This window comes from Curtobacterium sp. MMLR14_010 (genome assembly GCF_001865015.1).
Classification (GTDB): domain Bacteria; phylum Actinomycetota; class Actinomycetes; order Actinomycetales; family Microbacteriaceae; genus Curtobacterium.
Genome location: NZ_MJGV01000101.1, coordinates 12,847 through 25,357 on the forward strand (window position 1 = coordinate 12,847; position 12,511 = coordinate 25,357).

12 protein-coding genes are annotated in these 12,511 nt (G+C 72.8%); 9 read left to right on the forward strand and 3 right to left on the reverse strand.

Annotated elements, in window-relative coordinates:
* Nucleotides 1-32: 32 nt before the first annotated feature.
* A complete protein-coding gene (locus tag BIU98_RS17575; protein ID WP_071279480.1) occupies nt 33-593 on the reverse strand; it encodes an NADPH-dependent FMN reductase in 561 nt (186 codons plus the stop codon).
* Between the two features lie 143 nt (nt 594-736).
* On the opposite strand from BIU98_RS17575, the gene BIU98_RS17580 reads away from it, so the two are divergent.
* The 5 genes from BIU98_RS17580 to BIU98_RS17600 all read left to right on the forward strand — a co-directional run bounded on the left by BIU98_RS17580 (nt 737) and on the right by BIU98_RS17600 (nt 7,045).
* Nucleotides 737-2,374 (forward strand): glycoside hydrolase family 13 protein, encoded by a 1,638-nt coding sequence (locus tag BIU98_RS17580; RefSeq protein ID WP_071279483.1) that lies wholly within the window; start codon nt 737-739, stop codon nt 2,372-2,374.
* Nucleotides 2,375-2,563: 189 nt separating this feature from the next.
* Nucleotides 2,564-4,564 (forward strand): LPXTG cell wall anchor domain-containing protein, encoded by a 2,001-nt coding sequence (locus tag BIU98_RS20015; RefSeq protein ID WP_139200821.1) that lies wholly within the window; start codon nt 2,564-2,566, stop codon nt 4,562-4,564.
* Between the two features lie 135 nt (nt 4,565-4,699).
* Nucleotides 4,700-5,341 carry a DUF308 domain-containing protein gene (locus BIU98_RS17590; RefSeq protein ID WP_071279489.1) on the forward strand — a complete coding sequence of 214 codons (642 nt, stop codon included), beginning with the start codon at nt 4,700-4,702 and terminating at the stop codon, nt 5,339-5,341.
* Nucleotides 5,338-5,601: a hypothetical protein gene (locus BIU98_RS17595; RefSeq protein ID WP_071279491.1), complete on the forward strand. Its 264-nt coding sequence runs from the start codon at nt 5,338-5,340 to the stop codon at nt 5,599-5,601. The genes BIU98_RS17590 and BIU98_RS17595 overlap by 4 nt, the downstream gene beginning before the upstream one ends.
* Nucleotides 5,573-7,045, forward strand: a complete 1,473-nt coding sequence (locus BIU98_RS17600; RefSeq protein WP_254788014.1) for a DHA2 family efflux MFS transporter permease subunit — start codon at nt 5,573-5,575, stop codon at nt 7,043-7,045. Before BIU98_RS17595 ends, BIU98_RS17600 begins: the two co-directional genes overlap by 29 nt.
* Nucleotides 7,046-7,250: 205 nt before the next feature.
* Here the strand turns inward: BIU98_RS17600 and BIU98_RS17605 are convergent, their stop codons facing one another.
* Complete coding sequence (locus BIU98_RS17605; RefSeq protein WP_175481414.1) at nt 7,251-8,159, reverse strand: LysR family transcriptional regulator; 909 nt, start codon at nt 8,157-8,159, stop codon at nt 7,251-7,253.
* A gap of 48 nt (nt 8,160-8,207) precedes the next feature.
* On the opposite strand from BIU98_RS17605, the gene BIU98_RS17610 reads away from it, so the two are divergent.
* Nucleotides 8,208-9,488, forward strand: a complete 1,281-nt coding sequence (locus BIU98_RS17610; RefSeq protein WP_071279742.1) for an MFS transporter — start codon at nt 8,208-8,210, stop codon at nt 9,486-9,488.
* Between the two features lie 74 nt (nt 9,489-9,562).
* A complete protein-coding gene (locus BIU98_RS17615; protein ID WP_139200822.1) occupies nt 9,563-10,153 on the forward strand; it encodes a hypothetical protein in 591 nt (196 codons plus the stop codon).
* Between the two features lie 181 nt (nt 10,154-10,334).
* Here the strand turns inward: BIU98_RS17615 and BIU98_RS17620 are convergent, their stop codons facing one another.
* Complete coding sequence (locus BIU98_RS17620; protein ID WP_071279499.1) at nt 10,335-11,255, reverse strand: cation diffusion facilitator family transporter; 921 nt, start codon at nt 11,253-11,255, stop codon at nt 10,335-10,337.
* A 47-nt stretch (nt 11,256-11,302) separates the two neighbouring features.
* Here BIU98_RS17620 and BIU98_RS17625 point away from each other — a divergent pair, with 47 nt between their 5' ends.
* Nucleotides 11,303-11,488, forward strand: coding sequence for a DUF4166 domain-containing protein (locus BIU98_RS17625; protein ID WP_071279501.1), 186 nt, complete (start codon nt 11,303-11,305; stop codon nt 11,486-11,488).
* Nucleotides 11,481-12,473, forward strand: a complete 993-nt coding sequence (locus tag BIU98_RS17630; protein WP_071279504.1) for an epimerase — start codon at nt 11,481-11,483, stop codon at nt 12,471-12,473. The genes BIU98_RS17625 and BIU98_RS17630 overlap by 8 nt, the downstream gene beginning before the upstream one ends.
* Nucleotides 12,474-12,511: the final 38 nt, after the last annotated feature.

Here is a 12,511-nt window from a genome sequence, read left to right on the forward strand (position 1 = left end):
GGAGCCTCCCGTCCGATGTGTGGTGCGGCAGACTACGCGGCCGCAGCGGGCTCCTGCGCGGCCTCGGCGAGCGCGGTCAGCGCGCCCCGGACCATCTCCGTGACCTCGTCGTCCTCGCGCGGGTGGGTCTCCGCGAAGCGGACGACCGACTGCGGGATGGCGACCTTGACGTCCTCGAGGACCTTGCCGCCCGCGATGCCGGCGACCTTACGGGCGTCGTCGTGCGCCCAGACGCCGCCGTACTGCCCGAAGGCGGAACCGATGACGGCGACGGGCTTGCCGGACAGGGGCGAGGCGCCGAACGGCCGCGAGGCCCAGTCGAGCGCGTTCTTCAGCACGGCCGGGATCGTGCCGTTGTACTCGGGCGTGACGAGCAGGACGCCGTCGGTCTCGGCGAGCGCCTGACGGAACGCGACCGCTGCGGCCGGCGGGGTGTCGCCGTCGATGTCCTCGTTGTAGAAGGGCAGGTCGACGATGCCGTCGAAGACGGTGGGGGTGATGCCCTCCGGCGCGTGGTGGATCGCGGCTTCGGCGAGCTTGCGGTTGATGGAGCCGGCGCGGAGGCTGCCGACGAGGACGAGGACGTTCGTCATGGGGGACCCTTTCGTTGTCGAGCGTGGTGGGTTCGGCGACGTCGTTGTCAGACGTGATTGTTTCACCGACAACCAACCGGCTCCTGTGACGTCCTGTACCCGTCCCTCGGAACACGGTGTGTCGTCGTCGGTAGCGTGCAGGGGTGACCGGACCCAGGACCCCAGCCAGCACCCCTGCCACGCCCGACGCCCAGTGGTGGCGTCAGGCCGTCGTCTACCAGGTGTACCCGCGGAGCTTCGCCGACTCGAACGGTGACGGGCTCGGTGACGTAGCCGGGATCACGAGCCGGGTGCCGTACCTCGCCGAACTCGGGGTCGACGCGATCTGGCTCTCCCCGTTCTTCCCGTCGCCCCTCGCCGACGGTGGCTACGACGTGGCGGACTACCGCGACGTCGACCCCCGGCTCGGCACGCTCGACGACGTCGACGAGCTCATCGCCGCCGCCCATGCACACGACATCCGCGTGATCGTGGACGTGGTGCCGAACCACACCTCGGACGAGCACGAGTGGTTCCGCGCCGCGCTCGCCGCCGGCCCGGGGTCCCCCGAGCGGGCCCGCTACGTGTTCCGCGAGGGTGCCGGCGTCGACGGGGAGCTCCCGCCGAGCGACTGGGTGGCGAACTTCGGTGGCAGCGCCTGGACCCGGGTGCCCGACGGCCAGTGGTACCTGCACCTGTTCGCGCCCGAGCAGCCCGACCTCGACTGGACGAACCCCGAGGTGCACGCCGACTTCGAGCACACCCTCCGCTTCTGGTCCGACCGGGGCGTCGACGGCTTCCGTGTCGACGTCGCCCACGGGCTCGCCAAGGACCTGTTGGAGCCGTACCGCCCCTCGAACGAGCAGGCGCTGCCCCTCGACGGCTCCGACCCGCTCTACGACCGCGACGAGGTGCACGAGATCTTCGAGGGGTGGCGGCGGGTGCTCGACGAGTACGACCCGCCGCGCGCCGCGATCGCCGAGGCCTGGGCGCCCGCACCGCGTCGCGTCCTCTACGCCCGGCCGACCGAGCTCGGGCAGGCCTTCAACTTCGACCTGCTCGAGGCCCCGTTCGACCCGACCGCCTTCCGGACGATCATCGAGCGCAACCTCGCCATGTCCGAGGAGTCCGGCGCGTCGAGCACCTGGGTCCTCTCGAACCACGACGTCGTCCGTCACGCCACTCGGTACGGGCTTCCCGACGACACCGACACCGACGCGTGGCTGATGACTGACGGCTTCACGCCCCCGCTCGACCGCGACCACGGGCTGCACCGCGCCCGGGCAGCCTCACTGCTGCTCTTCGCACTGCCCGGCTCGACGTACACCTACCAGGGCGAGGAGCTCGGGCTGCACGAGGCCGCCGCCATCCCGCGCGAGCTCCTGCAGGACCCGAAGTGGATCCGCTCCGGGCACACCGTCAAGGGACGCGACGGCTGCCGCGTGCCGATCCCGTGGACCGTCGACGGCCCGTCGTTCGGGTTCGGCGACGTGCCGCCGCAGCTGCCCCAGCCGGAGGACTTCGGCGCGTCGAGCGTCGAGGCACTCGCGGACGACCCGACCTCGACGCTGTCCCTGTACCGCGCGGCCTTCGCGACGCGTCGGCAGCTGCAGCGCGGCGAGCACCTCACGTGGCTGGACACCCCGGAGCACGTCGTCGGGTTCGCCCGGCACGACGGATGGCGGTCGTACACGAACTTCGGCACGTCGCCGGTGGCGCTGCCGGACGGGGACGTGCTGCTGGCGTCCGGGCCGCTGACGGACGGGATGCTGCCGGGGGAGACGACGGTGTGGGTGGGGTAGCGCTCGGCTGATCGCTGCGGGGGTTCATCCCTCCACAGCCGGGAGGCTCGGGGCCGGGTTCCACAGATGGACCCGGCCCCGCCGTCTGGTCGCCGCCCGATCGCGAGCATCGGTGGCATGACATCACCAGCGAAACCACCACCACCTCCTGCACCACCCGTTCCGCCGGTCCGGCCGCGCCGTTCTGGCGTGCGTCTGGCATTCGGGCGCGGCGCGCGCCGGGTGTCCGGGCGCGGGGTGCGTCGGGCGTCCGGGTTCGGGCCCGTCGCGGCGGCGCTCGCCCTCGTCCTCGCGCCCCTCTGCCCGGCACCCGCGCATGCCGAGGACCACACCTTCCCCTACGTCAACGACTTCACCACCGCCGACGGGGGCACGCTGACCGGCAGCGCCCGCATCGTCGACGGCAGGCTCCGCCTGACGCCGGCGGACGTCGGCGTCGCCGGGGCCTGGGCCATGGACGACGCCTTCCCGTCGACCCTGGGGCTCGACGTCGAGTTCGACTACGCCATGTACACGCCGTACGAGCGCGGTGCCGACGGCCTGCTCCTCTACCTCGCCGACGGGTCCGTCGCTCCCGGGGTCGGGGGGACCGGGGCCGCGCTCGGGTACGCCTGTCGCACCGAGCAGAACGAGGGCTCGGGACCCTGCCAGACGCCGGGGCTCCCCGGGGGGTTCGCGGCGGTGGCCCTCGACCTCTACGGCAACTTCTCCCTGCCCATCAACGGCAGCGGCCCCGGCAAATCACCGAACACCGTCACCGTCCGTGGCTCCGGCACCGGCACGGACGGCTACCGGTTCGTGGACAACGCCGTCGTGCGCGGCGGGGTCGAGACCGACGGCCGCTCCACCAGGACGGTCCGCGTCACCCTGCAGCCGGGCGACGACGGTCTCGAGCTCACCGTGCGCATGACGACCGGCGGGGTCACCACGACCGTGCTCGACTCGGTCGAGCTCGGCGGCGACGGCCAGGCCCCGCTGCCGGACACCCTCCGCCTCGGGTTCACCGGCGCGACCGGCGCGTACCGGAGCGTCCACGAGATCGACGCCCTGCGGGTCGCACAGCCGGCGGACCTCCGCGTGGAGCACGAGACGGCCCCGGCGGTCGCGGGGGAGCGGGTGCGCTACGCCGTCACGGCCTCGAACCCGGGCCGCAACGACTCCGACCCGAGTCCGTTCACGGTGGACGTCCCCGACCAGCTCAGCGACGTCACGTGGACCTGCTCGGCCTCGGACGGCTCGGCGTGCGGCGACGGCAGCGGCACCGGGGACGTGGACACGGCGCTCGACCTGGTCCGCGGGGGAACCGCCAGGCTGGTGATCGAGGGCACCCTCGACCCCGCGGCCGAGGGCGAACTGACGAGCGTCGCCACCATCGACGTCGCACCCGGCCTGGCCGACGTCGACGAGTCCGACAACACCTCGACCGCCACCACGCCGATCACCGTCCGTGCCGACCTGGAGACGGACAAGCGGGTCAGCCCGTCGACGGACGTGGAGCCCGGTGACCAGGTCGAGTACGTCGTCACCGCACGCAACCGGGGACCGGCCCTCGCGCACGAGGTCGGCGCGGTCGACGACCTGCCCGCCGCGATGTCCTTCGCCGGGTCCGACGACGACTGCACCGCTGAGGGGCAGCACGTCACCTGCCGGTCGGGGGAGTCCCTCGCCGTCGAGCAGGAGCACGCGTTCCACATCCGCGCCGTCCTCGACCCCGAGTACCGCGGCGACGGCTCCGACGTGGTCAACATCGCCACCGCCACGTCCCCGACCGACCCGGACGGCGGTGACCCCTCGGACGAGGTCGCCATCGTCGTGCCCCGTCCGGACGACCCCGACGCCGGTGCCACGCCCGGACCGACACCGACGGGTGGGCCGTCCCCGCGGCCGACCGCCAGTCCGACCGCCGGCCCCACCACCGGCCCGACCGCGGACCCGACGACCGGTCCGGTCACCAACCGGGGTGACGGCGGCGACACCGCCGGGCGCGGGAACCCGGCCGGCCCAGGAGCCCTGGCGTACACGGGTGCGCAGGGCACGGCGCTCGCCGCGGGCATCGGCGTCCTGCTCCTCGCCGTGGGTGGTGGCTGCTGGGTGCTCGCGCGGCGTCGACGTCGCGTCCCCGAGGAGCCCGTCCCCGGGGCTGCCGGGTCCGTCGGGGTCCTGGAGCCGCTGGAGCCCCTGGGCGACTGACGCAGCGTCGACCCCCGAGGCACTCCGTCGGCGCTGAGGTTCTCGGATCCTCAGCGCCGGCGGGGCCCTCGGGACGGGGGCACACCTGCCCGGCGGTAGGATCGGATCACGATCCGCATGCCCGAAAGAGGTCTCGTGTCCGACTCCGTCGCCGACGCACACCAGCGCGCGCGGTACTGGCCGATCCCCGTCCTCCGGGCCGTCCCCGCCGCGATCGTCGCGCTCGTCATCACCTTCTCGACGAACCACGCCGCCGGCTACGGCCTGCTGCTCTTCGGCGCCTTCGCCCTCGTCGACGGCGCCGTGGTCGGCATCGGCAGCGCGGCCCGGCTGCGGGACGACCCCCGCTCGCGTCGCACCGCCCTCGCGCAGGCCGCCGTCAGCGTGGTCGCCGGCATCGTCGGCATCGCGTGCAACGGGTTCGGGCTGCCGGCGTTCATCACCGTGGTCGTCGCGTTCGCCGTGCTGACCGGGGCGCTCGAGCTGACGCAGGGCCTCCGGAGCCGGGGTCGGTCGCCGTTCTCCCGCGACTGGTCGACCATCGGCGGCATCACCCTGCTGCTGGCCGTCGCCTTCCTCGTGACGCCGCCGGACTACTCCCAGCAGCTCGGCGGGGTCGAACAGGTGACCGGCACGCTCGACGCGTCGATCGTCCTCGTCGGCCTCCTCGGCGCCTACCTCGCCATCACGGCGGTCTTCCACGTGATCGCCGGCCTCTCGCACAAGTGGGGGACGACTGCTCCGGCAGTGTCCCCGGACGGAGCACCACACGCATGACCACCCCCAGCCGTCGTGACCGCATGCGCCCGGTCGAGCTCCTCGGGATCTCCGCGATCATCGCGGTGTTCACCGGGCTCGTCGTGTTGCTCTCGACGCGGGAGGTCATGCTCGCCCTGATCTTCCTCGGCGTCGCGTTCATCGTGGTCGTGGTGGTCCTCGCGATGCTGCAGCTCGCCGCCACGAGCGACCAGGACGACAACGACATGCTCGGTGGTCACAAGACCCCGGGTGAAGGAGACGACGACGGCTTCCACTGACGTCCGGCGCCCGGCGCTGGGTGACCCGGCGCTCCCGGACCGGTACCGCCACCGGTACCTGATCCTCGCGGTCTGCTGCATGAGCCTGTTCATCGTCTCGATGGACGCCACCGTGGTGAACGTCGCACTGCCGTCCATCGGCCGCGAGCTCCACAGCAGCATCAGCGGTCTGCAGTGGACCATCGACGCCTACACGCTCGTGCTCGCCAGCCTCCTGATGCTCTCCGGCTCCACCGCCGACCGCATCGGACGCCGCCGGACCTTCCAGATCGGCCTCGCGCTGTTCACGATCGGGTCGCTGCTCTGCTCGCTCGCGCCGAGCGTGGGGTGGCTCGTCGTCTTCCGCATGGTGCAGGCCGTCGGCGGTTCGATGATGAACCCGGTCGCGATGTCGATCATCACGGCCACGTTCGACGACGCCAAGGAACGCGCACGGGCCGTCGGCGTCTGGGGCGCGGTCGTCGGGGTCTCCATGGGCGTCGGTCCGCTCGTCGGCGGAGCACTCACGGACACGGTCGGGTGGCGGGCGATCTTCTGGATCAACGTGCCGATCGGCATCGCCGCGGTCGTCCTGACGTTCCTGTTCGTCCCGGAGTCCCGCTCCCCGAAGCCCCGTCGACTCGACCCGGTCGGGCAGCTGCTCGTCATCGTCCTGCTCGCCACCCTCGTGGGCGGACTCATCGAGGGCCCACGCCTCGGCTGGACCTCGCCAGGTGCGCTCGGGCTCTTCGTGGTGGCCGCCGGGTCCTTGGCGCTGCTGATCGCCGTCGAGCGTCGTCGCGCCGAGCCGCTCATCGACGTCCGGTTCTTCGGCAGCATCCCGTTCTCGTCCGCCGTGCTCACCGCGGTGGCGGCCTTCGGGGCGAACGGGGCGTTCCTGTTCCTCAACGCGCTCTACCTGCAAGAGGTCCGGGGCATGTCCCCGTTCGAGTCCGGCCTCTGGACCCTGCCAGCGGCGCTCGCCACCATGGTGATGTCGCCGGTGTCCGGGCGGCTCGTCGGGTCGTTCGGCACCCGGGTGCCCCTCGTGCTCGCGGGGATCGGCATCGGCGGTGCCGGAGCCGTCCTCACGACGATCGACGCCAGCACACCGATGTGGGTGCTCGTCGTCGCCTTCGTGCTGTTCGGCTTCGGGTTCGGCATGGTGAACGCCCCGATCACGAACACCGCCGTCTCGGGCATGCCCCGCGCCCAAGCCGGGTCCGCCGCTGCCGTGGCCTCGACGAGCCGGCAGACCGGGGTGTCGCTCGGCGTCGCCCTCGCCGGCACGGTCACCGGCGCCAGCGCGGTCGCCAGCGTCGGAGCCGGGTTCGCCGTCGCCACGCACGCCATGTGGTGGATCGTCGTCGGGATCGGTGTCGGCATCGTGGTGATCGGGTTCGTGGCCTCCTCCGCCGCTGCCCAGCGGTCCGTCGACCGGATCGCGCCCCTCCTCGACGCCTGACCCGTCCACCGCCCGCGCGGTTCGGCCTGGCGTCGCACAACCGGAGGCGGCTCGAACCGGCCACGTCCGTGGTTCGAGCGCACGTCGGTTGTGCGGCGTCGGCCCGAACCACCGCGACCCCGGCGCCGCCCGCCGCCCGCCCGACCGACCGCCGACCGACCGCCGACCGCCCGCCGCACACCGGCCCAGCGCCCGCCGCCCGGCCTCAGCGCCGCGCGGCGACGATGTCCTGCGCGAGCGCCTGCGTCGCCCGGTTCGGCGACGGCGTCGTGCGCATGGCGAGCCCCACGCGCAACGGGTCGACCTCGTCCTCCAGGTCGATCGCGACCCCGTCGTGCGACACGCCCGTCTCCGGGACGACCCCCACGCCGAGCCCCGCCGTCGCGAACCGCACCACCGCCGGCATGTCGTTCATCTCCGCGACGATGCGCCGTCGGATCCCCAGCCGTTCGAGCGCCTGGTCGAGGATCACCCGGTTGCCGAAGCCGTGCGCCGTGTCGATGAACGGCTCGTCCGCCAGCTCTGCCAGTGACACCGAGGTGCGTCCGGCGAGCGGGTGGTCGGTCGCGACGAAGGCCCGGAACGGCATCTCGCGGAGGGGCTCCACGGTGATGCCCGCCGGCACGACGGGCAGTCCGCAGTACGCCAGGTCGAGCCGCCCGGACGTCAGGTCCTGCACGAGCCCGGTCGTGCCGGACGGCGACGTCATGAGCTCGACGGCCACGAGCGGGTGGCGCTCCCGGAACGTCCGGAGCACCCCGATCAGGTCGACCACGTCCATGCTCGTGAAGATCCCAAGCCGCACCCGCCCGCGGAGCTCGGCGTCCGTCGCCGTTGCCAGGTCGCGTATCCGGTCGAGGGACTGCAGGACGGCCCTGGCGTGGGGGAGCAGGTCCTCGCCCGCCGTGGTCAGGACGAGCTGCCGGCCGGTGCGGTCGAACAGCCGGACGCCGAACGACCGCTCGAGGCTCGCGATGCCCGCCGACACCGTCGACTGTGCGGCCCAGAGCCGTTCGGCGGCGCGGGTCACGGTGCCCTCGTCCGCGACGGCGACGAACTGTTCGAGCAGCCGGGTCTCCATCCGCCCATCATCGACCAGATCGATGGCAGACATCAAGGACATCCGTTCGACATGATGACCCGGCGGGACGACGATGGCACCATGTCAACCGTCATGGACAGCGCGGCGACGCCCACCGCATCCACCCCCACCACACCCGGCGACCGGGTGCCCGCTCCTCGCGGACGCGTCGCGCACACCCGCCGCCGTCACGGCGCCGGCTTCTGGGCCGTCGCCTTCGCCTTCCTCGCGGTGATGGCCTTCGCGACCGTCCCGGCACCGCTCTACGTGCTCTACCAGGCGCGCGACGGCTTCCCGACGTTCACGACGACCATCGTGTTCGCGGCCTACGGCGTCGGCGTCGTCGGGTCCCTCTGGCTCGCCGGCCACCTCAGCGACGTGCACGGGCGCAAGCCGCTCCTCCTCGTCTCGATCGCCCTCGAACTCGTCGCCGCCGTGCTGTTCCTCGTCTGGAACGACGTCAGCGGGCTCATCGTCGCCCGCTTCGTGACCGGCCTCGGCATCGGCACGCTCACCGCCACGGCGACCGCGCACCTCGGAGAGCTCCGCGTCCGTGCGACCGGTGACCCGCGGTCCGCGAAGAGCGCGAGCATCGCCGCCGGCGTCGTGAACCTCGGTGGCCTGTCGCTCGGCGCGCTGATCGGTGGTGCCCTGGCGGAGTTCGTCGGCGCCCCGCTGATGGTGCCCTACGCCGTGTTCGTCGTCCTGCTCGTCGTGTCGTTCATCGCCGTGCTCGCCGCCCCCGAGACGGTCGACCGTCCCGAGGACCGCGTCCCGTACCGCCCCCAGCGCGTCCAGGCACCCGCGGGCAAGTCCGCCGCGTTCTGGGCCGCCGGCGTCGCCGCGTTCGCCGCCTTCGCGGTGCAGGGCCTGTTCACCTCGGTCGCGCCGACCTTCCTCGGCACCACCTTCCACGTCACCGACCGACTGGCCGCCGGTGCAACCACGTTCGGCGTCTTCGCCGCGAGTGCCCTCTCGCAGCTCGTCTTCGCCCGGCTCTCGCAGCGGGCCCAGATCCGCCTCGGCATGGTGCTGCTCGTCGGTGGCCTCCTGGTCCTCGCCGGTGCCGCCGTGGTCCTGCAGGTCGCCGGCTTCATCGGCGGCGGTGTCGTCGCGGGTGCCGGCGTCGGTCTGATCTTCCGCGCTGCGATCGGCAGCGCCGGTGCACTGGCCGCCCCGGGACAGCGCGGCGGAGTCCTCGCTGCCGTGTTCCTCATCGCCTACGCCGGACTCACCGTCCCGGTGGTGGCGGTCGGCGCCGCCCTCCTGGTGCTCCCGACGCTCCCCGTCCTCATCGGGTACGTGGTGCTCGTCTCCGCGCTCACCGTCGTCGCCGGTATCCGGCTGGCCGCGCGCGCCTGAGCCGACCCGAGCCTCCAGTCCGGTGGGTCACCACCCGGCCTGGAGGCTCGCCCCACCTCCGGCATACTGGCCGCATGCCGACGCAGCGCAACCGATCAGTCGTGGCCGGCCTGGCCGTCGTGGTGGCGGTCGGGCTCGTCGCCGGAGGGTTCGCCCTCGGCACGCAGCGGAGCGGCGACGACCCGGTGCTCAGCGCGACGACGGCTCCCGCGGCCGTGGCGACCGCCGACGGCACCGTGGTCATCGACCGCCGTGGGGAGGACCTGCCCGGGGACGACGTGCTGGCCGCGTGCAACCGGAGCAGCCGCGCCGAGGTCGCCCGGTACGACACCGCCGCCCTGGGGCAGGTCGTCCTGCAGTGCGGGAACGGCAGCCAGGGCTACGAGCACATCCGCGTGCGGCACACCGGCGACTGGCAGGACGTCCTCGGTGGGACGGGCGACCGCGACTGGGACGATGCCATGCTCACGGCGGTGAAGACGGCCGTGACAGCTCCGCGATCGGGCTTCCCGGTCGATGCGGGCGACGGCAAGGTCTGCTATGCCGCTCCCGTCCGGTTCGATGACGGGACGACGCCGTCGCCGGACGCCTTCGTGAAGGTCATCGTCTCCGCCACGACCGACCGCGTCATCACCGCCTACCCGACGCGCGACGACGACTGCTGACGCCCGTCTCGGCGTCCGCGCCACCCAGCTACCCCTCCCGACTCGGAACGACAGACTCCCGACTCGGAACGACAAGGTCGAGGTCGTACGACACCGACGTTGTCGTTCGAGGTCGGGCCCCGGTGCCGGCGATGCCCTGCCGACAGCCGACAGCCGACAGCCGCCAGCGCCCCCGCCGTCCCTACGCGTGCACCTCGTGCTCGTGCCGCTGGTGCGACGCGGGCTCGAGCTGGAACGTCGAGTGCGCGACCGGCACGTCGAAGTGCTCCGCCACGCAGCGCTGCAGCTCGTCGAGGATCTCCGGCGCGTGCGACGTCGTGAAGCAGTGGTCGTCCACCACGACGTGCGCGGTGAGGTTCGGCACCCCGGTGGCGACGAGCGTGGCGTGCAGGTCGTGCACGGCGATCACGTGCTCGAGCTCGAGGATGTGGAAGCGCACGTCCTCGAGGTCGAGGCCCGGCGGCGTGGCCTCGAGCAGCACGTTGGCGGTCTCGCGCAGCAGCCGGATCGCCCGCGGCAGGATGAGCGCCCCGATCACGAGGGCCGCAACGGAGTCGGCGCGGTCCCAGCCGGTGGCCCCGAGCACGATCGCGGCGATGATCACGGCGACCGAGCCGAGCGTGTCGTTGAGGACCTCGAGCCGCGCGGCCCTGGACGTGAAGTCCAGTCCGGAGGCCCGCATGAGCACCGCGTACGCGACGAGGTTGCCCACCAGGCCGATCGCCCCGAACACCAGCAGGGGCCCCGAGTGGATCTCCGCGGGGACGAACAACCGCTGCACCCCGGAGATGATCACGTAGACGCCGACCGCGAGCAGGATCGCCGCCTGCGCCGTGGCCCCGAGGACCTCGGCCCGCTGGAAGCCCCACGTGCGCTGCGAGGTGGGGGACCGCCGCGCGAGCCGGGTGGCGACGAGGCCGATCCCGATCCCGCCGGTGTCGACGACCATGTGCCCCGCGTCGACGAGGAGCGCCAGGGACCCGGTGACGACGGCCCCCACCACCTCGGCCAGCAGGATCGTCGCGGAGATGCAGAACGCCACGAGCAGGGCGCGTTCGTTCGCGCTGCCGTGCGCGTGCGCGTGCCCGTGGTCGTGTCCCATGCCCCAATCGTAGGGAGCACGACCGACGACCTGCCAGGATCGTCGGCGTGACCGACTCGCCCTGGGCCGTCGTGTCCCCGCGGGTCACGCTCACGGAACGATTCGATGACGAAGCCGACCGCCAGCGCGTGTCCCTGGTGCTCGCGGCGCCGATCCTCGGCACGCTGTACCGGTACGAGGGGGCGTTCCGGTACGCGATCGCGCCGGGACAGGACGGGGAGAACGATGGCTGACGAGAGCACCCAGACGACGAAGGGCCGCGCGGTGATCGCGGGTGCGAGCGGCTTCGTCGGGACGTACCTGCAGGACGCCTTCCGCGACGAGGGCTACGAGGTCGTCACGATCGGCCGCACCGGCGACGCCGTCTGGGGCAACACGCTCCGGGTGCGCGAACTCGTGGACGGGGCCGCGATCGTCGTGAACATGGCGGGCAAGAGCGTCAACTGCCGCTACGGCCGCAGCAACCGCGCGGAGATCATCCGCTCGCGGGTCGACACCACGCTCGAGCTCGCCGAGGCCATCCGTACGTCGGAGCACCCGACGCCGCTGTGGCTCAACGCCTCGACCGCGACGATCTACCGGCACGCCGACGACCGGCCGCAGGACGAGGCCACCGGCGAGCTCGGCGAGGGCTTCTCGGTCGGGGTCGCACGTGCGTGGGAGGACGCCCTGTTCGCCGCGGACCTGCCCGGCACCCGACGGGTCGCGCTCCGGATGGCGATCGTCCTCGGGGACGGCGGTGCCCTGGTGCCACTGCTCCGGCTCGCGCAGGCGGGTCTCGGCGGCCCCCAGTACGACGGCCCCTGGTTCCCGACCCGGGCGCGACTGGCCGCGGGGACGTACCACCACGACCGTCACACCCACGGGCGGCAGCGCTTCAGCTGGGTGCACATCGCGGACGTCCTCGGGGCGATCCGGTTCATCCGCGACCACGACGACCTCGACGGCGCCGTGAACGTCACGAGCCCGAACCCGTCTGACAACCGCACCGTGATGGCCACGATCCGCGAGGCCGTCGGGCGGCGCTTCGGCCTGCCGACCTGGCGGTGGATGCTCGAGCTCGGGTCGTTCGCGATCCGCACCGAGACCGAACTCGTGCTGAAGAGCCGGTGGGTGGTGCCGACGCGCCTGGTGCAGGCCGGCTACGAGTTCCGGTACCCGCTGCTCCACGGGGCACTCGCGGACATCATCGCGGACCGTCGAGCGCACCGGGGCTGACCGCGGCGGGGGCGGGCCCATCGAGGGAGCAGGAATCG